This is a genomic window from Thermodesulfobacteriota bacterium, from assembly GCA_040753795.1.
Lineage (GTDB): Bacteria > Desulfobacterota > Desulfobacteria > Desulfobacterales > Desulfosudaceae > JBFMDX01.
Map to the genome: position 1 here is coordinate 1 of JBFMDX010000032.1, position 24022 is coordinate 24022.

Sequence of the window (24022 nt, forward strand, 5' to 3'; positions counted from 1 at the left end):
GCTTCTGAAGTTGGAAACGTAAAGCCCTTTTTACGACTGTGCTTGCCCCCAAAATCTATCTTGTTGCCACTTATTATCGCATCCAATCCTGCGGCCGCTTACTTGAACATTAATATTATTGTGATTCTCGTTTTTGTCCCCCTTTTTGTATTTTGCCTGATTTTCCATTAAATACAAGTGGATTGTATCTGCTGGATGGGTGTAAACCCTGTGCTATCGTCATCCCGGCCAATGGATCGGAACGAAACGTGAACCGTGAGCCATAAAAATAAATAATATCAACTTCATACCGGCCTTCGCCGGCATGACGAACGAACAAAGGGTCGGTATCCGGTATGACGATGGGAAAAAGGTTGCCAACTCCCCTGCCCGTTGCAGCGCAGCCGAGCGCGGACGTTTTTTTCGGAAACAGCGGACAGGCTGTTTGAGCGCCGGTTTCCCAATGCAAAACATCAAAAACTGGAACAGTAAAATTCCGGAAAAACAGCTTCAGTGGTAATTCCCAAGCGAGTTCCTGTCCGCGCCGAAAAAAATATTCGCGCGAGGGAAGCCACGCCCGTGGCGTGGCCAAGCTGCCGGAGAATGTTTCTTTTGGTACTTTTCTTTGCGCCAAAGAAAAGTACATATAAAAAAATCATTCCTCATAAAAAATAAAAAACGAATCAACTCATGGCTGACTTGCCAGCCAGGCGGCCAGCCACCCACCTGCCCGCCAGGCCGGCAACAATCAACACCCCGGCTCCCGCCAGCACCCATTTTAAACAGGCCGCCGAGGCGCCGATAAAAACGGCGGCATCGGTCACCCGCCGGATATCGAGCAGAAAATACACATGGACCATATTCTCCACCAGGTCCAGGGTTGCCGCCGCGAAAGGAATAAACATCAGGCCGTTCCATCGCTCTGATATGGCATTGGCGTTTAACGCCAGGGCAATCAGTGACGCCAGGAAAAGCCCGTACCAGACCGGATGGAAAAAATCGAAATAAAAATGGGCCTTGAATTGGGGCAGGACACCGGTCAGTTTCCAGACGCCGATGATGGCTAAAAACTTCATTTTGGAAAAGGTGGTCTGGAGCACGACCAGTTTTTCCGGAGGCAGATCCCGGATGGTATAGGCGATCAGTCCCTGGGAAGCGACAAACACCAGGCCGGTAAATACCGCCAGCCGTTTATTGGCGCATTTGCGGCGCAGCCATGAGGCTGACTTGGAGAATGACATGGTTACCCCCCGAATTATATTTACAAAACTGCCCGAGTATGGAATAAAACGGTAACGGGTGTCAAGGTAATGCGCCAGAATAATAATGCTTATTAAACGAAGCCCCCTGCCCTTTCCATATGACACCGACAACCTGTTGATGAACATTAAGGAGTGGAACATGATTAAAACGAAAATCACGGAAATGCTGGGCATTCAATACCCGCTGGTGGGCGGCACCATGATGTCTATTTCCACGGCGGATTTTGTCGCCGCCATTGCCAATGCCGGCGGGCTGGGTATTCTGGCCTCGGCCATATACAAAACAAAAGAAGATTTTACCGCGGCCATTGACCGGATCCAACAGGCCACGGACAAGCCTTTTGCCGTGAACATCAACCTTTTCCCGGCCATGACCGCCATCGACAACAATATTTATGTCGACGTCATGATCGAAAAAGGCGTCAAAATCGTGGAGACGTCCGGCCACTCGGCCCCGGAAGACCTTTGCGTGCGGTTTAAAAAAGCCGGCATGACCTGGATCCACAAATGCGTCGGCATCCGTTACGCCAAAAAAGCCGTCAGCCTGGGGGCGGATATCATCACCGTGGTCGGCTATGAAAACGGCGGCGCCACCGGCAAGCTTGACATCGGCACCCTGGTGCTGGTGCCGTCGGTGGTGGACGCGGTGAACGTCCCGGTCATCGGCGGCGGCGGCGTGTCCGACGGACGTGGCGTGCTGGCGGTGCTGGCCCTGGGCGCCCAGGGAGTAATCATGGGCACCCGGCTGATGGCCACGAAAGAGTGCCCCATTCACGACAACCTCAAGCAGGCCCTGCTTTCTGCCAGCGAGCTGGATACCATGCTGATCATGCGCTCCATCGGCGCCACCCACCGGGTCTGGGCCAATGCCGCCGCCCAGAAGTGCGCGGCCATTGAAAAGGATGGCGGCAGTTTCGAGGAAGTCCTGAACGTGGTGGCGGGCGACAAAGCCCGGCAGATGTACGCCAACGGCGATTGCAACGTGGGCGTCATCTCCTGCGGCCAGGGGGTGGGGCTGGTCCACGACATCCCCACGGTGGCTGAGTTGTTCGCGCGGATCATGGCCGAAGCCGAACAGGCCCGTAACGCCATAAAATGCGCTTCTTGATAATGACCGGATAATTGATGCTGTCCGTCGTACTGATCATCATCGGACTTATCGCGGCCCTGGCCGGCATCGTCGGATGCATCCTGCCGTTGCTGCCGGGACCCATGCTCAGCTTCCTGTCACTGGTTATTCTGGACCTGGCCAGGGACTGGCAGCCCTTTTCCCTGACTTTCCTGCTGGTCATGGCCGCCATCGCCGTGGGCATGACGCTTCTGGACTATGTCGTCTCCGCGGCCGGCGCTAAAAAATACGGCGCCACCAAATTCGGCGTGTGGGGATCAGTGATCGGCATGGTCATCGGCATTTTCGTCTTTCCGCCGGTAGGCATTTTTGCAGGCGCCCTGATCGGCGCCATCGCCGGGGAGCTCGCCATGGGGAAAAGTACGGGCCAGGCCATGCGCGTGGGCTGGGGGGTCCTTGTCGGCAACTTTATCGGCGCGGCCATCAAGCTGGCCTACTGCCTGACAGCGTTTTTTTTCTACATCACAAAAATGTTTTAGCCCGGATATTCTCCGATCAATGCGGGTGAAGAGGGCCAGCATCCGGATTTTACTTGATTATTACGAGGCCTGACCTTATAGTTTCAATGATAGGGTGTAAATCGGAACATTCTCGCGACGGGACCGGATCTCATCCGGGAAACAATCATCGCTTACGGGGAGACGGGGCATGCAGGTAAATGAGGGGACCATCGACAGGATCGTCAGGTTGATCATTTCCATTACCATCATCGTATTTTTTCTGCTGGGGTGGCTGCCGGGTTACTGGTCCCTGCTACTGGTCATGAGCGGCACCATGCTCATGTCCGCCATCACCGGATATTGTCCGCTCTACACACCTCTGGGTATCAATACCTGCAAAAAATAAAGAGTGTGACAAATAAAAACGGAAAAGCCGGACCATGACCTCACAAATCTTCGTTTTGGTTCTTTTACTGCTGCTGTCGGGCTTCTTTTCCGCCTCTGAAACGGCTCTATTCTCCATCAGCCGATCCAAAGCCCGTTTCATGGCCAATAAAAAACATCGCCTTGACGTCCTCATCAAGAAGATGAAAGACGATCCCCACCGGCTTCTTTCGACTATCCTCATCGGCAATAATCTGGTCAATATCGGGGCATCGGCCCTGGCCACAGCCATTACCCTGGAAGTTTTTCCCAATAATGCCGTCGGAATCGCCACCGGCATCATGACCTTTTTTATTCTGATCTTTGGCGAAATTATTCCCAAGTCCATTGCCGCTAAGAACAACATCATGATCGCCAGGGCCATCATATACCCCCTCTACTTAATATCATTGTTTTTTTATCCAATCATTCTGCTGCTCAACTTTATCCCCCGGATTACCGGCAGGATCAAGCCGCCTCCGACCATAACCGAAGAAGAGCTGAAAGCAATCATCGAGGTCACCGAAGAAGAGGGAGAAATCAACGGGGAAGAAAAAGAGTTCATCCACAACATCTTCAAACTGGACGACACCAGCGCCTCGGAAATCATGACCCCGGCCATGGATATGTTAGTCATTGATGCCGACAAGCCCCTGCCCCTGGCCCATGTCATCAAATCAGGTTTCACCCGCATCCCGGTCTATGAAGGCAACTCTCACAACATTATCGGTATTATAAATATCAAGGATATTCTCCGGCAGTGCGCCGTCTCCAGGGACCCGGTCAACATCCGCAAGATCATGACCAAACCCTATTTTATCCCGGAATCCAAAAAGCTCAACGGCCTCCTGAAACAATTCAAAAACAGGAAAAGCCACATGGCTATCGTCATTAACGAGCACGGCGACGTGGCCGGACTGATCACGCTTGAAGATGTTCTGGAAGAACTGGTGGGGGATATTGTCGATGAAACCGATAAATACGAGCCGCATATCGTAAAAGTCAACAAGACGCAGTGGATTGTCCTGGGAAAATCGGACATTGAAGAGATAAGCGAAAAAATCCCCATGCATATCGCACCATCGCGGGAATACGACACTTTTTCCGGTTATGTCCTCTGGAAGATCGGGCGGATACCGGAAGCCGGAGAGACATTCAAGCTGGGCCGATTTAAAATAACCGTAAAGGACATGAAAGCCAACCGCATCGTCTCCCTCGTCGTTACCGATACCGGCCAGGTTGAGCCGGAAGACACGGATCAGGAGGACGATGAGCAGGAATGATTTTCATGTTGACATAACCGCATGAAACGCATAAGGAAGACACACGGCAAGACGACCCGGCGGGCCCTGGTGGGGAATAATGTCCCCGTCGATAATGCAACCCCCTATAATGAAGATAAACGCATTCTCATGAAACGACTGACGTTTTTCACCATCTGTATACTCATTGTCTGTCTGGCCGCCGCCTGCGGCAAAGTCAAGGAAGAGAAAACCGCCGATCAACTGGCTGATGAGGGTCTGAAAGCGTTTGAGAAAAGAAAGTACCAGAAATCCATCGAAGCCTTTGAAAAGCTTCGGGACTGGTATCCGTTCAGTAAACACGCCATTACGGCCGACCTGAAAATCGCCGACGCCCATTTTTATATGGAAGAGTACGAAGAAGCGGTCATCGCCTACGAAGAGTTCGAGCGGCTGCACCCCCGCAATGAAGCCATTCCCATGGTCGTTTACCGTATCGGGCTCTGCCATTTCAACCGGTTGGACACCATCGACCGGGACCAGACGCCGGCGGAAAAAGCCATGGACGCCTTCTACCGACTGCGCCGGCAATACCCGGACAGCGAATATGCCGCCAAAGCGGCCGACCTCGTTGTCAAGTGCCGGCAAAGCCTGGCTGCCCACGATCTCTATGTGGGAAAATTCTATTTTAAATCAAAGCATTACAAATCAGCCCTGGACCGGTTTGAAAAAGTGGTTAATCTCTACGCTGACGTCGGTGACGTCCAGACCGCCGAGCAGTATATCGCCCTGTGCCGGGAAAAACTGAACGAGGATACGGAAAATCAGAAAAAAGAGCAGGCCGAATAAAAAAGAACTTTACTGGCCTGAAAAAACCCGGTATAAATTTTGATTTTAATAAAGATAGTGACAATTACGAAAATCGAACAAACGGAAAGGATAATCATCCATGTCTAAAAAATGTGATATATGCGGGAAAAAACCCATGATCGGGCATAACATCAGCCACGCGCATAACGTAACCCGGCGCCGGTTTTACCCCAACCTCCAGAGAGTCCGGGCAATCCGTAACGGGCATGTGGAAAAAATCAACGCCTGCACCGAGTGCATCAAATCGGGCCTTGTCGTCAAGGCGGCGTAACGCCCCCGGTCAATGCTCTTCCGGCGACGTGCTTAACCGCTTAACGTCATAAACGGATTTTATCTTTTTCACCACGGCAATCACGCTATCCAGCTGCCTGGCCCCGTCCACCGTCAGGGAACAGATGTAATCCCGTGACCGGTCCGCGTTATCTTCGGTATTGACGGCAATAACATCGGCCCCCTGCTGGCTGACCAGCGAGGTAATTTCCGCCAGCAGCCCGTTCCGGGGAAACGACCGGACCCGGATTCTCACCGGGTATTTCGACGACCGGTCATCGGCCCAGGAGACATCGATCCGCCGCTCCCGCGGGGCTTTGACGACATTGACACAGGTCGCCCGGTGAACGGCCACCCCCGCTCCGCGGGTGATATATCCCGCTATGGGTTCACCCGGCACCGGCTGGCAACATTTGGCGAACCGGACCAGCATGTCGTCCACCCCGTGAACGATCACCCCGTCCGCGGGTTTTTTCTTGATCATGCGCGAAAAAAGCCGATTGAACAGGGACTGTTCCTCGTCGGGAGCGGGTTTCAGCCTGGGGAAAAACTTCTGGACCACCTGCCGGGGAGTCACTTTTCCGTAACCGACATGCTCGATCATGTCGTCGATCGTCTTAAACCCCAGCTGTTCCATGACCTGCGCCATTTCGGGGGAATTGACGCTTTCGCTGAAGTTGAGCCGGTATTTGGAAAAAGTCTTTTCGCACATTTCCCGGCCCAATTGAATACTCCGGTCCCTTTCCTGGGCCTTGATCCACCGCTTGATCCGTGAACGGGCTTTGGCGGTGCGGGCGAAATTCAGCCAGTCCCGGCTGGGGGTGCCCTTGGACGAGGTCAGAATCTCCACGATATCGCCCGTTTTCAGAATATAGGACAGCTGGACCATGCGGCCGTTCACCTTGGCGCCGACGCACTGATGGCCGATTTCAGTATGGATCAAATAAGCAAAGTCAATGGGCGTTGCCCCCTGGATCAGCGAACGCACCTCCCCTCCCGGCGTGAACACATGGACTTCGTCGGAAAACAGGTTCAGCCGGACGTCTTCCAGAAATTCCCCGGGCGTGTCGATTTCTTTCTGGGCCTCGATCAGGTTCTGGATCCACGAGAAGGGGTTCCCTTCCTTGGACGGCAGCGCTTTCCCTTCCTTGTAACTCCAGTGGGCGGCGATACCGGAGGTGGCGATGGAGTCCATCTCCCGCGTCCGGATCTGGATCTCCACGCGCTCCCCGAAGGGTCCGAAAACCGTGGTATGCAGGGACTGGTACATATTGGCTTTGGGCAGGGCGATATAGTCCTTGAACTTTTTGGCGATCGGTCGCCACAGGGAATGGATGATCCCCAGGGCCTCATAGCACTGGGGCACGGTGTCTAAAATGATGCGGAAGGCGATAATGTCATAGATCTCCTCAAACGGCAGGTCCTGGGTCTGCATTTTCTGATAGATGCTGTATATCTGCTTGTGACGGCCCGACACCTCGCCTTTCAGTCCGCTGGCGGCCATTTTTTCGGATATATATTCCCGGACGCTTTCGATATAGGCGTCCCGCTCCTCCCTGTTCTTGCTGATTTTACCGCTGATCGAGGCGTAAACCTCGGCATAAAGGGTCCGGAAAGATATCTCCTCCAGCTCGTTCTTGATCCAGTAAATACCGAGCCTGGCGGCGATAGGCGCGTAAATGTCCATGGTTTCCTGGGCAATGGCCTGCTGCTTGTGCTCTTTATGAAACTGAATGGTTCTCATGTTGTGAAGACGATCGACCAGTTTAATCAGGATCACCCGGATATCATCGGCCATGGCCAGAATCATTTTCCGGATACTGTCGGCCTGCCGCGCCTGGGCGCTGTTGTAGGGCAGCGCGCTCAACTTGGTCAGTCCTTTGACGATCTTTACGGTCTCCTCACCGAACAGTTCGCGCAGGTCTTCCTCGGTGGCGTTGGTGTCCTCCAGAACATCATGAAGCAAACCGGCCGATATGCAGACGCTGTCCATTTTCATGGAAGCCAGAATGCCGGCCACCTCCAGCGGATGAGACAGGTAGGGCTCGCCGGAAAGACGGACCTGGCCTTCATGAACCCTGGCGGAATAGATATAGGCTCTCTCGACAATACCCGTATCCCCGTCCGGGTTATACTTGGTCATGGTGTCGAGAATATCGGTAATACGTATCATTAAATAGGCTCAAACCGTGTTAAAGGCGACTTTCGCCGTTATCAATAGGCCTTGGCAAAGACACCCCGGATTTCACCCCGGCCACCGCAGCAGACACAGGGGCCCGCATCCGCCGCCCGTGATTCATCCAGGGGCAGACAACGGATGGTGACCGACAGATCTTCCTTTATTTTTTCCTCGCACCGGGCCGAACCGCACCAGGGCGACAGGGCGAAGCCGCCGTGAATTTCCGGGTTGTCCGGATTCTTCGGCGTGAAAAATTCATAAAACGCCTTTTGATCATCGATCCGTACGGTGTTCTGTTCCCGGTGGGCCACGGCCCGCCCCAGCAGGGTCGCCTGAATATCGTCCAGGATATTGACGATTTCCGCTTCAAACTGCTCCAGGCCCAGGAAGGTTTTATCCCGGTGGCTCCGGTCCCTTCTGGCCACCGCAACGGAATTCTGTTCGATATCCCGCGGCCCGATCTCGACCCGCAGGGGAATGCCCTTTTTGATCCATTCCCAGTTCCGGGCCCCGCCGAGGTCCCGGGCATCCGTCTCCACCGTCAGGGGTCGCCCGGCGTAGGTTATGCTCCTGAGCCGCCGGGCCAGATTATCCACCACCGTCATCACCGTCTGGCGGTCGGTTTCCTTGCGGATGATCGGCAGCAGCACCACATGGGCCGGGGATATGCGGGGAGGCATGACCATGCCGTCGTCGTCGGCATGGCACATGATCAGCCCCCCGATAAGCCGGGTGGACACCCCCCAGGAGGTAGTCCAGGCGAAAGCCTCTTCGCCCTTCTCCGTCTGGAAACGGATATCCGAGGCCCGGGCGAAATTCTGGCCCAGCATGTGGGAAGTGCCGGCCTGCAAGGCCTTCCGGTCCTGCATCATGGCCTCGATGCAACGCGTTTCCACGGCGCCGGGGAAGCGCTCCGTTTCGGTTTTCCGGCCCTTGATGACCGGAATGGCCAGGTAGTCCCTGGCCAGGAGCTCATACATATCCAGCATCTGCGCCATGCGCTCGGTGGCCTCGGCCTCGGTGGCGTGGGCAGTATGGCCTTCCTGCCATAAAAACTCGGTGGTCCTCAGAAAAATCCGGGTGCGCATCTCCCAGCGGACAACATTGGCCCACTGATTGATGACTACCGGCAGGTCCCGGTAACTCTTCACCCATCGGGAGAAAGCGTCGCCGATAATGGTCTCCGACGTCGGCCGGACAATGAGCGGCTCGGCCAGCGGTCCGGCCGGAGCCAATCCCTGACCGGATTTTTCCAGCCGGTGGTGGGTGACGACGGCGCACTCCTTGGCGAACCCTTCCACATGGGCCGCTTCCTTTTCCAGAAACGCCAGGGGGATGAAAATGGGAAAATAGGCGTTCTTCACGCCGCAGGACTTGAACATGCCGTCCAGCGTGAAACGGATATTTTCCCACAACTCGTATCCCCACGGTTTGATGACCATGCAGCCGCGGACCGGCGAGAGTTCCGCCATGTCCGCCGCCCGGACGACCTGCTGATACCACTCGGCATAATTCTCCGCCCGTGTCGGGGAGATGCCCTGCTGCTCCTGCTTTGCCATGTTACTCCTTTTTGTCGCTCTTCCTGCGCCACTGTTTTTCCAGCCGCTGGGCTTCCTTCAGCAGCGCCTCCACCAGTTTATCTTCGGGCATGGTCTTTACGATCCGTCCCTTTTTAAACAACACACCCGCGCCGTCTCCGCCGGCAATGCCCACATCCGCGCCTTTGGCTTCCCCGGGACCGTTGACGGCACAGCCCATCACCGCCACGGTAAAGGGCGCCCGCATCTTCATCAGACTCCGCTCCACCGCTTCGGCGATGGAAAACAGGTCGATCCGGCACCGGCCGCAGGTGGGGCAGGAGATGATTTCCGGCCCGACCCGGCGGATGTCCAGAGCTTTTAAAATTTCAAAACCGGCCCGCACCTCCTCCACCGGATCCCGGGTCAGGGAAACGCGGATGGTATCGCCGATACCGTCGGCCAGCAGCAGGCCGATGCCCACGGACGACTTGACCAGTCCGGGTACCAGCCCGCCGGCCTCGGTCACCCCGACGTGAAGCGGATAGTCACACTGTTCGGCCACCAGCCGGTAACAGGCCACCGTGCGGTGTACGTCCGAGGCCTTGACCGATATTTTGATATTGTCAAAGCCGGCTGCTTCGAAAATGGCGATATTGCGAAAAACACTCTCGGCCATGGCCGCGGCCGTCGGGCCGCCATGTTTCTTTAACAGGTCCTTTTCCACGGATCCGGCATTCACGCCGATGCGGATGGGCACACCCTTTTCTTTTGCCCGGGCGATCACTTTGCATGTCTTGTCCCGACCGCCGATGTTGCCGGGGTTGATGCGCAGGCCGTCGGCGCCGGCTTCCAGCGCGGCCACGGCCAGGCGCCAGTTGAAATGGACATCGGCAATCAACGGGATCCGGATCTGTTTTTTAATAGCGGCAATGGCTTCGGCCGCGTCCATGTCCGGCACCGCCACCCGGACGATCTCACAGCCGGCTTCCTGCAAACGGTCGATCTGGGCCACCGTTGCCGCCACGTCGGACGTGTCGGTATTGGTCATGGACTGAACGGCGATGGGCGCGCCGCCGCCCACGGGTACCGGGCCGACATGAATCCGCCGCGTTTTCCTCCTTTTGATGTTAAAAGCCGTCATGACATTGACCTGCCGTAGACATCCTCAAGCCGTTCGATGTCCGTCTCGCCCAGGACCTCACCGGTCTGAACTTCGATCACGTCCAGAACGCCGTCGCCGATGTTTTCCAGCCGGTGCACAACACCCGGGGGGATGTCCACCGAGGCGTTGGCCGTCAATTCAAGAACCTGATCGCCCTTGCGGACCAGGGCCCGGCCGGACAGCACCACCCAGTGCTCGGCCCGGTGGCGATGCCGCTGCAGTGACAGCTTCTCCCCGCGCCTGACTGTCAGCCGGTTGACGTGAAACCGCCCGGAGATCACCAACTGCTCGCAGGTACCCCAGGGCCGGTACCCGGTCTTGTGGTTCAGGGCCTCCCGCCGGCTGCCCTGCTTTAGCTGGTCGACGATGGCCTTTACGTCCTGGGCCCGGTCGCGGGGCGAAATCAGGACGGCGTCGGCGGTCTCCACGATAATATGGTTGTCGATGCCGACCGCCGCCAGCATCCGGGAGGTGGACCTCAGGTAGCAGTTGGTGACGTCCCGGGTGACCACGTCCCCCTCGATCACGTTCCGATCCCCATCCTTGTCGCCTACGCCCCACAGGGCTTCCCAGGAACCGAGATCGTTCCAGCGGGCGGCCAGCGGTACCATCACGCCCCGGTCCGTTTTTTCCATGACGGCGTAGTCAATGGAGTCAGAGGGGCAGGCTTCAAACATTTTCTCATCCAGCCGGAAGAAATCCAGGTCGACTCGTCCTTTGACGACCGCTTCCCGGCAATGATGCACGATATCAGGCGCGAATCTTTCCAGTTCCGACAGCATCGCCGCGGCCTTGAACATGAACATACCGCTGTTCCAGAAATACCGGCCGGTCCGGAGATAGTCTTCGGCCGTCTGTCTGTCCGGTTTCTCGACAAAGGCGTCGATCCGGGCTGCCTTGGCAAATTCCAGCGGCACCCCACCGGAAATCTCCGGAGGGCTGCCTTTCCGTATGTACCCGTAACCCGTTTCCGGGGCAGCCGGAACCACGCCGAAGGCGATCAGGGCGCCCAGGTCGGCGAAAAAGCGACCGACGGTCAACGCCTCGGAAAAGGAATATCCGTCGGCAAAACGACCGTCCTCTATGTAATGATCGGAAGGCATGACCAGCAGGGTTGGATCACCGTCCCGTTCCAGGGCCGCCAGGGCTGCCACCGCCACCGCCGGAGCGGTATTCCGGCCGAATGGCTCCAGGATGATCCGGTCCGGAGCGGCCTCGATCTTGCGCATCTGTTCGGCCACCATGAAGCGATGAATTTCGTTACACAGGACAATGGGACGGCCCATGTCCGGAACGCCGGCCAGGCGCCGCACGGTCGCCTGGATCATGGTATCCGAACCGGTCAGGGGCATCAGTTGCTTGGGATAAAACTGCCGGGAAAGCGGCCAGAGCCGCGTGCCGGATCCCCCGGCAAGAATAACGGGGAACAGCATCTTTCCTCCGGAACACTATTGACCGACAGGGCCGTCCGCGACACGACGTCCGCAAATCGCTCACCGGCCCGCCAGCGCGGGCCATCCGTCAGCGCGAAAAACCCGCCCTTTCAACGATAAACCAGGGATTGGTCATATTCTCCCTGTTATAAACCATGGGCTGCCCGGTTTCATGACAGTAAAAACGGGCCCCGGCGTTCTCGGCCACGGCCTGTCCCGCCGCGATATCCCATTCCATGGTCGGCCCCAGCCGGGGATAAATATCCGCCTCGCCGGCCGCCACCAGGCAGATTTTCAGGGAACTGCCGGCGCTGGTGAACTCCACCTCGCCGTGCGCCTCCCGCATCTTTTCCACAAAGTCCCTGACCTCATCGGTCAGGTGGGAACGGCTGCCGACAATCTTGAGCGTGCTCCGCGGGGGGAGCGCTCTGGGCAGAGATGTCGCCCGGGCCAGGACCTCCTCGACGGACCGGATATTCCCCGTGCCGACGTCGTCAATGACGCTCTGGTCCTCAATCACATAAGCGCCCAGCCCCCTGGCGCCGAAATAGAGCAGGGACTTGACGGGCACCAGCACAACGCCCATGACCGGGGCGTCGTTGTCGATCAGGGCGATATTGACGGTGAACTCCCCGTTGCGCTTGACGAACTCCTTGGTGCCGTCCAGGGGATCGACCATCCACAACCGTTTCCATTGGCGTCTCTCGGGAAAAGGGATGTTCCGGCCTTCTTCACTTAGAATCGGAATGCCCGTAGGCGCCAGATGCGCGGTGATGATCTCATGGGCCCGCCGGTCGGCCAGGGTCAGGGGAGTTTTGTCCTCCTTCTGCTCTACGGCGAAATCCGAATGATACACGTCCAGAATCGCCTGGCCGGCTTCGGCACCGGCCCGAAGAGACACTAATAGCAACTGAAAATCATCGTCCATCCTGCTTGTTTCCCGGGGAGATTGGCGGTGGAGGCGGCATCCGGATTTGAACCGGAGATGTCGGTTTTGCAGACCGATGCCTTACCACTTGGCTATGCCGCCTCAAAAAAAAATGGAGCGGGAAACGGGATTTGAACCCGCGACTTCAACCTTGGCAAGGTTGCACTCTACCACTGAGTTATTCCCGCTCGTTGTGGATAAACCGTCTTTTAAACTTCTTTGTCTCTCCTTGTCAATAGAAAATTCATGAAATATTCGGGTCAGACCGGAAAAGGAATCATATCCAGACCGCGGTCTTCAGGAAGGCCGAACATGATATTCATGTTCTGCACCGCCTGCCCGGAAGCGCCCTTAACCAGATTATCGATGGCGGAAACCAGGATCAGTCGCCGGGTGGGGGCGTCCACGGCCACGCCGATATCGCAGTAGTTGCTGCCCCGCACGAACCGCGTTTCCGGGAACCGGCCTTCCGGACAGATCCGGACAAATTTCCGACCGCGGTAACAGTCGCCCAGGATATCCCGCACATCCCCGGCGGTCAGGTCTCCGGCCAGATCGGCATATACGGTCGACAGCATTCCCCTGATCATCGGCACCAGATGGGGCACGAAGGTCAGCCCCACGGGGCCGCCGGCCTCGGCGCTCAACACGCTTCTTATCTCCGGGGCGTGGCGGTGACCGTTCACCTTATAGGCCTTGAATGACTCGCTGACCTCACAGATATGCACGCCCAGTGACGGCGACCGGCCGGCGCCGCTGACGCCGGACTTGGAATCGGCAATTATGGCGGTGCCGCCGAGCACTTCCCGCCGGATCAGGGGAATCAGCGGGAGCAGGATACTGGTCGGATAGCAGCCGGGATTGCCCACCAGCCGAGCCTCCCTTATTTTCTCCTGATAGATCTCGCACAACCCGTAAACGCTCTGCCGGCAATAATCCGGGGCCGTGTGCTGGCGGTAAACCGTTTCATAGACCCCGGGATCGGAAAACCGGAAGTCCGCCGACAGGTCGATCACCCGGCAGCCCCGGTCCAGGAGCCCGGGAGCGATCGTCATGGGAAGTTCGTGCGGCAGGGCCGTAAATACGACATCCGCGTTTTCCGCCACTTCATCCGCTGAAAATTCCCGGCAAACGGCATCCACGTCGCCGGCAAAAGACGGATAGATATCCGCCACCGGCTGACCGATATACTGCCGGGACGTTACCATGGTGACTTCCACGTCCGGATGCCGGACCAGCAGCCGGATCAGTTCCGCCCCGGTATACCCGGTCGCGCCCACCACCACCGCTCTGATCATAATTCCTCTATCTTATTAAATAGTTATGTTTTATATGCGCACTTTTTAGCATTATTGGATAATCGCATCATTATAAAATGATGGCAATGAAAATTTATACGGTTTAAGGTTCAAGGTCCAGGGTTTGAGGTAAAACGCCCCTTGAACCTCAAACCGTGTACCTTAAACCTTCTTAATTCGACATTGCCGGGGAAAGTGAATCATGATAAAAAAACTCAAAAAACCATATGAAAGGAAGGAGAACAAACCATGTTCAATCCTGAAAAACTCCTGGGTGGACTGCTGCGCAGCGGCATGAAGCGCGGCGGTCTGGGGTCCCTGGTCTCCAGCGGCGCGGCCCTGGGGCTGCTGGGCGTGGCCATGGAAGCCGTGGAACATTATATGAACCGACCGGCCGGGACGGCCGGTAGTGGCATGATACCGCCGGCACCATCGTCAGCCGGAGCGGGTGTAGCGGGAACTGTACCTCCGCCCCCTCCCGGCCAGCCGGCGTCGGCGCCTCCCCCTCCCCCGCCGGGCGGACCGCCCGTCCCGCCCCCGGCTGCCGCCGACTCCGGTTCCGACCAGGCTGTTCTGCTGATCCGGGCCATGATCGCCGCGGCCAATGCCGACGGCGTCATCGACGCCCCGGAACGAACCGCCATCCTGGACCGGCTCAAGAGCGTCCAGTTGAGCCCGGAAGAGCATCAGTTCATCATGCAGGAACTGCTGGAGCCCAGACCCATGCGGGAGATCGCGGCGGCCGCCGCAACGCCTGAACTGGCGAGTCAGGTGTACCTGGCTTCCCTGCTGGCTATCACGGTGGATACGGATGAGGAACTGGACTACCTGCAGGGCCTGGCCAGAGCGCTTCGTTTGGACAAGGAAACCCTGGCCGCCCTCCATGAACAGGCCGGCGTCAATGTATTCTTTTAAAAGGAGATCCCCATGACCCAGTGGTTTTTGAGCTATGACGGTAACCAGATCGGCCCCATGGACCAGGCCCAGGCCGCGGCCCAGGCCCGCAAAAATTCAAACGGCTTTGCCTGGCGGGAAGGCTTTGCCCAGTGGCAGCCCATCGCCAGCGTCGGCGAACTGACCTCGCCCCAGGCGGCCCAGGCGGCCATGCCGCCGCCGGTAGGCGCCTCGCGGCGCTCCGATGAAATCGATTTTAAAATCATGGGCGCCGAGATGCAATTCGTCGAGATCGAGCTCGATCCCGGCGAAAGCGCCCTGGCCGAGGCCGGCGCCATGATGTACAAGGACAGCCGGGTGGAAATGCAGACCGTTTTCGGTGACGGCTCGGGCACGGGAGGCGGCGGCTTCATGGACAAGCTGCTGGGCGCCGGCAAGCGCCTGATCACCGGTGAGAGTCTGTTTATGACCGTCTTTACCAACAATGGCCAGGGCAAGGCCCACGCGGCCTTTGGCGCGCCCTACCCGGGCAATATCATTCCGGTGCATTTAAAAGAGATCGGCGGCGTTCTCATCTGCCAGAAGGACAGTTTCCTGTGCGCGGCCAAAGGTGTGGCCATCGGCATTTTTTTCCAGAAAAAAATCCTCACCGGCCTGTTCGGCGGCGAAGGCTTCATCATGCAGAAGCTGGAGGGCGACGGGCTGGTCTTCATGCACGCCGGCGGCACGGTGGTGGACCGGACCCTGAAGGCCGGGGAAACGCTGCACGTGGATACCGGCTGCATCGTGGCCCTGGAGCCCGGCGTGCAGTTCGACATCCAGCAGGCCGGCAACATCAAATCAGCCCTGTTTGGCGGTGAAGGACTTTTCTTCGCCACCCTGCAGGGACCCGGCCGGGTATGGCTCCAGTCCCTGCCCTTTTCGCGCCTGGCCGGCCGCATGCTCCAGGCGGCCCCCCAGCGCGGCGGCAGCACCGGCGAGGGATCCGTCCTGGGAGGATTGGGTACCCTTCTGGGCGGCGACAGATAAGACCGCCTAATCCTGTTGACACACCGGGACGGCCTTGCTATGGATAATGGGCCTAAAATAACCGTACCTTATTAATATATTGAAAACCGGTCTTCGGACCCAGACAAGAAAAGGAGAAAAGAACAATGTCAATGATGGATTATTCATGCAAGCAGTTTCTGACTGAACTCGCCTCCAAGGCCGCCGTCCCGGGCGGGGGCGGAGCCGCGGCCCTGGGCGGTGCCATCGGCATGTGCCTGAGCAACATGGTCGGCAACCTGACCGTGGGCAAGAAGAAATATGCCGAGGTCGAGGATGAGGTCAAGAAGCTCATGGATCGCGGTACCGAGATTATCGAAAAACTCAAGGAACTGGTGGACAAGGACGCCGAGGTGTTCGAGCCCCTTTCCAAAGCCTACGGACTGCCCAAGGACACCCCGGAACAGGCCAAGCAGAAGGAAATCACCATCGAGAACTGCAGCAAGGTAGCCTGCTCGGTGCCCATGGAGATCATGCGCTATGCCTATGAAGGCATCAAAATCCATCAGCGCATGGGCCAGATCGGATCCATGCTGGCCCTGTCGGACGTGGGTTGCGGCGTGACCTTTTTAAAGAGCGCCCTGGTCGCCGGAAGCCTTAATGTAATCATTAACCTTAATACAATCAAAGATCCGGATTTTAAGGGAAAAACGCAGACGGAAATGGACCAGCTGATTAACGACGGGTCCAAGCTGGCGGATGAAACCCTCAACCTGGTGATTACCAAACTGAAGAAATAAGGAGTTGCAAAATGGCGGAAATTCTGAAAGCGAAACCCGTGGTAGAAGCGATCAAAGCGGAACTGACGGAAAAGGTCGCTCAACTCAAAGGCCGCGGTATCTCTCCCAAGCTGGGCATCATCCGCGTCGGCGCCCGGCCGGACGACCTGTTCTATGAGGGCGGCGCCAAGAAAACCTGCGCCGGCATCGGCATGGAATGCGAAGTGTTCGAATATCCGGAAACCATCGGACAGGAAGACCTGGAAAAAGCCGTGACCGGCGTCGGCGCCAAAAAGGACGTGCACGGCATCCTCATGTTCTTCCCCCTGCCCAAGCATTTGGACGCCCGGAAAATCCGGGAACTGATCCCGGTGGAAAAAGACGTCGACTGCCTGACCACCGGCGGCGCCGCCAAGATCTTCACCGACGACCCCACCGGCTTTCCCCCCTGCACACCGACGGCCTGCATGGAGATGCTGCATTTCTACAACGTCCCCATCAAAGGCAAGAAGTGCACCGTGGTGGGCCGGTCCCTGGTCGTGGGCAAGCCCTTGGCCATGCTGCTGCTGCGTGAGCACGGCACGGTCACCATCTGCCATTCCCGGACCGAGAACCTGGCCGGCGTGTGCCAGGATGCCGAGATCCTGATCGCGGCCGTGGGCAAGGCCAAGATGGTCAAGGGCAATTTTGTCAAACCGGGCCAGATCGTCATCGACGTGGGCATCAACCCGGACCCGGACAACCCCGGCAAGTACTGCGGCGACGTGGATTTCGCGGAAGCCGAACCGATCGTAGCCAGAATCTCGCCGGTACCCGCCGGCGTGGGTTCGGTCACCACCTCGGTACTGTGCAAGCAGACCCTCAAAGCCTGCGAACAGCAAACAGCCTGATCGACCCGGACGGCACCGGGCTGACCAACGCCTGATTAAAGACAAAAAGCAGCTTTCCGACCCTCACATTCGATCGGAAAGCTGCTTTTTTTTGTTTATGGGCCAGGGTGTCCGCCTCTGGCATAAAACCTGGGACAATATCGGCAGGATCGGAAGTTAAGAGGGATTGAATCCCTGTTTGATCGATTCACCCCGCATCTTAAATTGAAGCGGAGGCGTATCATACGGCGTGCAGGGCAGAGGAGAGGTCATGCACCAGTTTTTATATAATGGCTTATAAAAAGTAATATTTTCCTCAACTATCTTAATGACAAACGCTTCTTCCTGGTGTTCCTTAACTAATTGATTGAGTTCCGCAACCGTTTGCATCTTTGGTTTTTTCCCCGCGCAATAAAGTGAGCCGATGGAAATGGAAAGGCAAAAAACGCTTACCACAACAGGCAGAGACCATTTATGTTCTGAAATGGATTTTATGAGCCTGCACAGCAGCGGCGCTATGGAAAACGAGCCGAAGACCAGCATGATTGAAAAACCGAATCGGATATCGGGTGCTGTCATAAACCAGAAAAGCACGCTGATCAGGGAGATCAGACAGGCAATTGGAAAGTCTGTGGCCCTATCTGTTTTCAAGACAAGAAAACTGACAAAAAAGACCAGTGAACAAAAAACGAAAAGCATAACGAACACCATATTATAATCCACGCTAATCCATGGGAGGAACCAATGCATGAACCCCTGCCCTAACACCTCCTGTGGAGAAAGCCCCGGCACCCTTGCCCAGGATGCAATCCACTGACTGTCTGAGACCAGCGTCCGCAGGGGAATCTTCCATTCCACATTAAAAAAATCCACATATCTGAATGGATAAATCAAATACCCGGAAACAATGACGTTTCTTATTAAAAAGGGGATGTATAAGGATACCACCGGCAGGCCGTAAGCAAATAGGGCCGTAAAATATTTTTTATTCTTTAAATCATCATACAGCAAATACAGGCCGTACAATCCCAGAGGCAGAAACGTCAGCTTGACGGTAATGGCGTAAAGACTGACCCACAACGCCATAATTTTACGCGCCGGGGACTTTTGCGTTTCCGCCATACTGATCAGCGCCATGGCGGCGATATAAAAAATGCCGCCGCCGATATCATTGGAAAGCGAGGGAAGATCCCGGATGAAGACCGGCAAGGCGATAAGCGAGAGGCTCTGCGCCACTGAAAGCACATCTATCTGCCGGCGCAAAACCCGGTTAAGCCCACCCGACCCCAGGCACAACAGGAAAATATACAAAAACGAGCTGAAAACATACGTCGTATTATTGTCAAACAAGGCATTGGTCAGAAAAAACGTGCTGGGATAGGCCAATCGCGTGTGTAAATTACCCAGTCCGGGCACTATGGAATATTGCTCATTCCACTTTAAAGCCTGGTCATGATACAGCCAGGTATCGTAGGTGGTCATGGGATTGAATGAGTAGAAAAGTATTTGTGTCAAAACGACAAAAAACACAAGAATGATGATCCAGTGGATTTGCCTGATGGCGGCGGCCTGCTGTTTCAATACGAAAGCGACAAACCTGCGGTCAACGGCCGCATAAAACGCGGCCATACCCACGGGGATCAGGTAAGAGTTGATCGGCAGGAAAAAATGCGTGACCAATAAGATGGCGGTAAGCGCCGCTGTTCCCAGCGCCCACAACGACCACAAGGGTATGGGATCCGGCTTATCTTCTTTGATGGCAATCGTAATCAGCCTCAGCGTGGCGATCCCGAGAAGCAGCAAAAGAAGGGCACAAAATAGCCACTGTCCAGCCAGCAGAATTTTCATTAAAATACCTGATAAAAGTCGGATCAACCAGCCGCCATGACAAATAATGTCACTGGATCATAACATTATTTGTAAAACACTTCCCTCCGTCGAAAACCCTTCAATCTTTTTTATAACATAAAACGCTTAAATTCAAGTCGTTATACAGCTCTCCGGGGTTATTCCAACGGTGGTATATATTTTGCTTTTAATAGTTCAGAAATTAAACAATTCAAAGAAACAAACCATCCAGTTTTTGGATAAGAAAATACCAGGGGAAAAATTCCGGCAGCGGTAACGGAAAAATCATCTATAAACAATGGGGGCGCACGTCATGGCCGACAACTTGGGAAAAACAATTGATCAACTTTGGTTCCGGGTTCAGCTGTTCATTGAAACCACAGGGGAGCAGGAACGGTTCGGGCAGTTGACCGAAAGAGAATTTATCCTGTTGGACTACCTGGATAAGAAAAAGGAAGCCAGCTTTTCCGAGTTGTCCGCTTTTTTCAAGAAAGTCAGCCGCAGCACCATGTCCGGCATCCTGAAAAGATTTCACCAGAAAAAACTGGTTTCCCGCCGGGAAGACCCCCGAGACCTGCGCTCCAATGTCTTTTCCGTGACAGCCAAAGGCCGGCGGATGCTGGAGCCGGTCCGGCAGAGGCAGGCGGAAATCTCACATGTCATCGCGGACTCACTGCAACTGACGCCCGAGGGAACCCGGACGCTGACCGAAGCGATCATGCGGGTGAACCGGACCTTTGATCAATGGATGGCGCTGTCGGGGGTTTCGGAAACCGGGGAATCGGATAAGGACGGTGGGTTGCGGAATTAATGAACAGGGGTATTGAAGAAGGAGAAAGTGTTGCATCTCCACTAAATTAAAATCCGTATAATTTACCATTCATGCTAAAGCCAAACCCCGGGTGACCGGGGGACGGAAAGCAACGGATCTTTAAAAAAAATAAAGACAGCCGGGCCGCCATGAGGGGGACAGGTTTGAAGCCAGGCTGTCTTCAACCGCAGACTGTCCAGCTTTTTATTGGGGGACAGAGAAAGTGAGGGGGATTATGAGAAAAAATAAAAAATTTTGTCTGGTCGCAGTTGCGGTTATGCTTTTTACCGGCGCGGCGGTATTTTCCGCGGCATCGCCTTTAATTCCTTTTCCTTTGCCGGAGAGCGGCGTGAACACCTGCTACGGAAGCAGTGGCGTTCTGCCTTCCTGTCCCCGACCGGGCGAGGATTACTACGGCCAGGACGCCAGTTACACTTTTCACCCGATGTCCTACACCAAGCTGGATGCCAGCGGGAACACTCTTCCGGATTCCGCCACCTCCTGGGCGATTGTACGGGACAATGTCACCGGTCTGCTCTGGGAGGTGAAAACCAACAAAGACGGTATCGTAAACTACAACAATCCCCACGACGCGGATAATGCTTACTCCTGGTATGACAGCAACCCGGCAACCAACGGCGGTGATGCCGGAGAACCCGGAAACGGCACGGACACGGAAGACTTCCTCGCTAAATTAAACAACGCCAATTTCGGCGGCCGTTCCGACTGGCGAATACCCACCCTGGGAGAAATGCTCACTATTAATCATTATAACGTCATTGGCACCGGGATTGATACAAATTATTTCCCGAACTTAAAGCAAATAGGGGATGAGAATATCTACTACAACACCGCTACGACTACGGTATTCTACCCCGGTGGAATTTGGCTGCTCAAGTTCTGTGGACTTGACGCCACCATATTGAACAGCAATAAATTTTTTCAGGAAGCTACTTTCGCGGTGAGCGGGATGAAACGGACGCCGTTGTATAAGGACAATGGTGATGGCACGGTCACCGATACCTCAACCGGCCTGATGTGGATGCAGCAGACCGCAGATATGAATGGTGATAGCGTGATTGACTACACTCACGACCCGGTCACATGGAAGGAAGCCCTGGCCTGGTGTGAGCATTCGACCTTTGCCGGGCATAATGACTGGCGACTGCCCACCATCCGTGAGTTAAAATCCCTGGTGGATTACACTAAAGAGGAACCAGCAATCGACACGGATTATTTTCCGGATACATTAAATTTCTCTTACTGGTCGTCCACGCCCGACGTTCATCAACTAGGGACTATCTATGGGGTTTATTTCGCTAACAGCAGGCAATCTTACCTTGGTAAAGAATGGAAGTATATGGTGCGCGCGGTGCGCAACAACGTGGAAATCTGCGGGGACGGCATCGACAATAATCATGACGGGTTGATTGACGAAGGATGCGTTCTGCCGGACACCGGCCAGACCGAATGTTATGACTCGGCCGGGAATGTTCTTGAGCCCTGCCCTTCTGAAGGGGAGGCATATTACGGACAGGACGCGCAATATACCATCAATCCGCCCTGCTACACCAAACTGGATATAAACGGAAACCAACTGCCCGATGACAACATCGCCGACTGGGCCATGACCCGGGACAATGTAACCGGCTTGATCTGGAAGCCGAATATAAGCGCCCCACTAACCAGCTTCTGGGGTTGGGCACAATCAATTTATATCCCCGGCATTAATTCCACCAAATTCGGCGGGTTTTCCGACTGGCGTATGCCTACATATAAAGAACTGAACAATATTCTCGATCTCGGCAGGCACGGCCCGGCCGTGAATGCCACCTTCTTTCCTAATATGTCCGGCAACTACTATTGGTCATCGACGGAAGTCTTTAATAACCCGGAATATGTCATGTCGATAAATTTCACTCGCGGCGAATATGGTCCCATCGGAAAAGCCGGTTGTATCGGGTTGGTGTTGGTTCGCGGGGGAACGACGGATCCGTCATTTACGGATAACGACGACGGCACAGTCACTGACAACAATACCGGTCTGATGTGGACGAAATACCCGGCAGACCTCAATGACGACGGTATTATCAACTATAGCAATGATACCATGACCTTGAAAGAAGCTTTGGACTGGTGTGAAAACCTGGCCCTGGCCGGGTATGATGACTGGCGCCTGCCTACGCCAAAAGAGCTGGTGTCCATCGCGGGTCATGAAACTTTTCTTCCAGCTATTGATACGACTTATTTCCCGGATATACCGACTAGTGTCCAGTATTATACGTCTACAACGCTGAAATCTATTCCGTATCGCACTTGGGCGGTAGATTTTTCTTTGGGTACACTCTATATGAGTGGTGATAAAGGCACTTCGTTATACGGGCTGGCGGTGCGCAGCGGGCGTCGGCTGGAAATCATCCCGCCCACGGCTGATGCCGGAGATGATCGAGCCATTATAGAAAATACGACAGCGACTCTGGACGGTTCAGATTCCTTTGCCCCGGACGGACATATTACGGCCTATGCCTGGCTGCAGACAGCCGGTCCGGCAGTTGTCCTGTCCGATACGACTGCGGTTAAGCCTACTTTCACCGTTCCCACCGGCGCGGTCGGCCAGGCACTCACGTTCCAGTTGACAGTTTTCGGCAATGGCTGTTCCACTGATACGGACAGCATCACTCTGACCATCGCGGCCGATGCCTGTCCCGAAGATCCCGAAAAATTGGAGCCCGGAGCCTGTGGTTGCGGCGTAGCCGATACGGACAGTGACAGCGATGGCACCCTGGACTGTAACGACGGGTGCCCGGACGATCCGTCCAAGATCGATCCCGGCCTCTGCGGCTGCGGCATAGCAGACACGGACAGCGACGGCGACGCGTCGCCGGACTGCAACGACGGCTGTCCCAATGACCCGAACAAGATGTCTGCCGGTGCCTGCGGCTGCGGCAACCCGGATGTTGATCTTGACGGCAACGGCGTCATTGATTGTCTGGAGCAACCGCCGGATGATGATACGGAAGTCTGCGACGGCATTGATAACGACCTGGACGGTTTTGTGGACGAAGGCTGCGTGGCCTGGTTCCGGGACAGCGATGGCGACGGTTACGGCGACCCGGCCGTGTCCGTCATCGACCTGGTGCAGCCGGCCGGTTATGTAAGCGACAACACCGACTGCGATGATACCAATGCCGCGGTCCATCCCGGCGCTTTGGAAATCTGCGGCAACGGTATTGACGAAGACTGTTCCGGCGAGGATCTGGCCTGCGGCGGGAACAATCTGCCGCCCGTGGCTGATGCCGGCGAGGACCGGGTCGTGGCGGTGAATACGAATGTTGCTCTGGACGGCTCGGACTCCTATGATCCGGACGGCGCCATCACTGCTTATCTCTGGGAACAGACCGAAGGACCGACCGTGACCCTGTCCGATCCGGCCGCCATAAAGCCGACCTTTAACGTGCCCGCTGACGCCCTGGGAGCGGCACTGATCTTCCGGCTGACGGTAACCGACACCAACGGCGCCAGCGACACGGACACCGTCACCCTGACCATCGGTGACCAGGCCTGCAACACCCGGCCGGACAGACCCGTACTGACCTCTCCGGCCAACGGCGCCACCGGCGTCAGCCTGACGCCCACCCTGCGGTCCGGCCCTTACAGTGATCCCGGCGACTGCAGCACCCACTTTAAAACCCGCTGGCAG

At 55.9% G+C, this 24022-nt stretch carries 21 protein-coding genes, 2 tRNA genes and 1 riboswitch; of the genes, 12 read left to right on the forward strand and 11 right to left on the reverse strand.

The window, feature by feature from the left end; translation table 11 throughout:
* Positions 1-115: 115 nt before the first annotated feature.
* Positions 116-625, reverse strand: coding sequence for a hypothetical protein (locus AB1724_19885; protein ID MEW6080078.1), 510 nt, complete (start codon positions 623-625; stop codon positions 116-118).
* Between the two features lie 37 nt (positions 626-662).
* The gene (locus tag AB1724_19890) at positions 663-1220 is read right to left on the reverse strand and encodes a hypothetical protein (GenBank protein MEW6080079.1); all 558 of its coding nucleotides are present in this window, start codon (positions 1218-1220) and stop codon (positions 663-665) included.
* A gap of 160 nt (positions 1221-1380) precedes the next feature.
* On the opposite strand from AB1724_19890, the gene AB1724_19895 reads away from it, so the two are divergent.
* From AB1724_19895 to rpmB, 6 genes are all read left to right on the forward strand, one after another.
* A complete protein-coding gene (locus AB1724_19895) occupies positions 1381-2349 on the forward strand; it encodes a nitronate monooxygenase (GenBank protein MEW6080080.1) in 969 nt (322 codons plus the stop codon).
* Positions 2350-2366: 17 nt separating this feature from the next.
* Entirely contained in the window at positions 2367-2849 is a 483-nt protein-coding gene (locus AB1724_19900) for a DUF456 domain-containing protein (protein MEW6080081.1), read from the forward strand.
* Positions 2850-3018: 169 nt separating this feature from the next.
* Complete coding sequence (locus tag AB1724_19905; protein ID MEW6080082.1) at positions 3019-3216, forward strand: DUF2892 domain-containing protein; 198 nt, start codon at positions 3019-3021, stop codon at positions 3214-3216.
* Between the two features lie 34 nt (positions 3217-3250).
* Positions 3251-4516 (forward strand): hemolysin family protein, encoded by a 1266-nt coding sequence (locus tag AB1724_19910; protein MEW6080083.1) that lies wholly within the window; start codon positions 3251-3253, stop codon positions 4514-4516.
* A 21-nt stretch (positions 4517-4537) separates the two neighbouring features.
* Entirely contained in the window at positions 4538-5323 is a 786-nt protein-coding gene (locus tag AB1724_19915) for an outer membrane protein assembly factor BamD (GenBank protein ID MEW6080084.1), read from the forward strand.
* A gap of 100 nt (positions 5324-5423) precedes the next feature.
* The gene (gene rpmB, locus AB1724_19920; protein MEW6080085.1) at positions 5424-5615 is read left to right on the forward strand and encodes a 50S ribosomal protein L28; all 192 of its coding nucleotides are present in this window, start codon (positions 5424-5426) and stop codon (positions 5613-5615) included.
* 9 nt (positions 5616-5624) lie between these two features.
* Here the strand turns inward: rpmB and AB1724_19925 are convergent, their stop codons facing one another.
* The 8 genes from AB1724_19925 to argC all read right to left on the reverse strand — a co-directional run bounded on the left by AB1724_19925 (position 5625) and on the right by argC (position 14134).
* A complete protein-coding gene (locus AB1724_19925; GenBank protein MEW6080086.1) occupies positions 5625-7787 on the reverse strand; it encodes a bifunctional (p)ppGpp synthetase/guanosine-3',5'-bis(diphosphate) 3'-pyrophosphohydrolase in 2163 nt (720 codons plus the stop codon).
* A 41-nt stretch (positions 7788-7828) separates the two neighbouring features.
* A complete protein-coding gene (proS, locus tag AB1724_19930) occupies positions 7829-9352 on the reverse strand; it encodes a proline--tRNA ligase (protein MEW6080087.1) in 1524 nt (507 codons plus the stop codon).
* A gap of 1 nt (position 9353) precedes the next feature.
* Positions 9354-10454 (reverse strand): flavodoxin-dependent (E)-4-hydroxy-3-methylbut-2-enyl-diphosphate synthase, encoded by a 1101-nt coding sequence (gene ispG, locus AB1724_19935; protein ID MEW6080088.1) that lies wholly within the window; start codon positions 10452-10454, stop codon positions 9354-9356.
* On the reverse strand, positions 10451-11908 hold the full coding sequence (locus tag AB1724_19940) for a mannose-1-phosphate guanylyltransferase/mannose-6-phosphate isomerase (protein ID MEW6080089.1): 1458 nt from the start codon (positions 11906-11908) through the stop codon (positions 10451-10453). Before AB1724_19940 ends, ispG begins: the two co-directional genes overlap by 4 nt.
* 88 nt (positions 11909-11996) lie before the next feature.
* Complete coding sequence (cysQ, locus tag AB1724_19945) at positions 11997-12836, reverse strand: 3'(2'),5'-bisphosphate nucleotidase CysQ (GenBank protein ID MEW6080090.1); 840 nt, start codon at positions 12834-12836, stop codon at positions 11997-11999.
* A gap of 28 nt (positions 12837-12864) precedes the next feature.
* Positions 12865-12938, reverse strand: a tRNA-Cys gene (locus AB1724_19950).
* Positions 12939-12949: 11 nt separating this feature from the next.
* Positions 12950-13024 (reverse strand) — tRNA-Gly (locus AB1724_19955).
* A 72-nt stretch (positions 13025-13096) separates the two neighbouring features.
* A complete protein-coding gene (gene argC, locus AB1724_19960) occupies positions 13097-14134 on the reverse strand; it encodes an N-acetyl-gamma-glutamyl-phosphate reductase (protein MEW6080091.1) in 1038 nt (345 codons plus the stop codon).
* Between the two features lie 249 nt (positions 14135-14383).
* Between argC and AB1724_19965 the strand changes: the two genes are divergently transcribed.
* The 4 genes from AB1724_19965 to AB1724_19980 all read left to right on the forward strand — a co-directional run bounded on the left by AB1724_19965 (position 14384) and on the right by AB1724_19980 (position 17684).
* Complete coding sequence (locus AB1724_19965) at positions 14384-15049, forward strand: DUF533 domain-containing protein (protein MEW6080092.1); 666 nt, start codon at positions 14384-14386, stop codon at positions 15047-15049.
* Positions 15050-15061: 12 nt separating this feature from the next.
* On the forward strand, positions 15062-16057 hold the full coding sequence (locus tag AB1724_19970) for a TIGR00266 family protein (GenBank protein ID MEW6080093.1): 996 nt from the start codon (positions 15062-15064) through the stop codon (positions 16055-16057).
* A 125-nt stretch (positions 16058-16182) separates the two neighbouring features.
* On the forward strand, positions 16183-16815 hold the full coding sequence (locus AB1724_19975) for a cyclodeaminase/cyclohydrolase family protein (GenBank protein MEW6080094.1): 633 nt from the start codon (positions 16183-16185) through the stop codon (positions 16813-16815).
* Positions 16816-16826: 11 nt separating this feature from the next.
* A complete protein-coding gene (locus tag AB1724_19980; GenBank protein MEW6080095.1) occupies positions 16827-17684 on the forward strand; it encodes a bifunctional 5,10-methylenetetrahydrofolate dehydrogenase/5,10-methenyltetrahydrofolate cyclohydrolase in 858 nt (285 codons plus the stop codon).
* Positions 17685-17840: 156 nt separating this feature from the next.
* On the opposite strand, the gene AB1724_19985 is transcribed toward AB1724_19980, so the two are convergent.
* Positions 17841-19511, reverse strand: a complete 1671-nt coding sequence (locus AB1724_19985) for a hypothetical protein (GenBank protein MEW6080096.1) — start codon at positions 19509-19511, stop codon at positions 17841-17843.
* 313 nt (positions 19512-19824) lie between these two features.
* On the opposite strand from AB1724_19985, the gene AB1724_19990 reads away from it, so the two are divergent.
* Positions 19825-20322: a MarR family transcriptional regulator gene (locus AB1724_19990; protein MEW6080097.1), complete on the forward strand. Its 498-nt coding sequence runs from the start codon at positions 19825-19827 to the stop codon at positions 20320-20322.
* 69 nt (positions 20323-20391) lie between these two features.
* Positions 20392-20474, forward strand: a riboswitch (cyclic di-GMP riboswitch).
* Positions 20475-20671: 197 nt separating this feature from the next.
* The coding region (locus tag AB1724_19995; GenBank protein ID MEW6080098.1) for a DUF1566 domain-containing protein at positions 20672-24022 on the forward strand (3351 nt) is incomplete at its 3' end.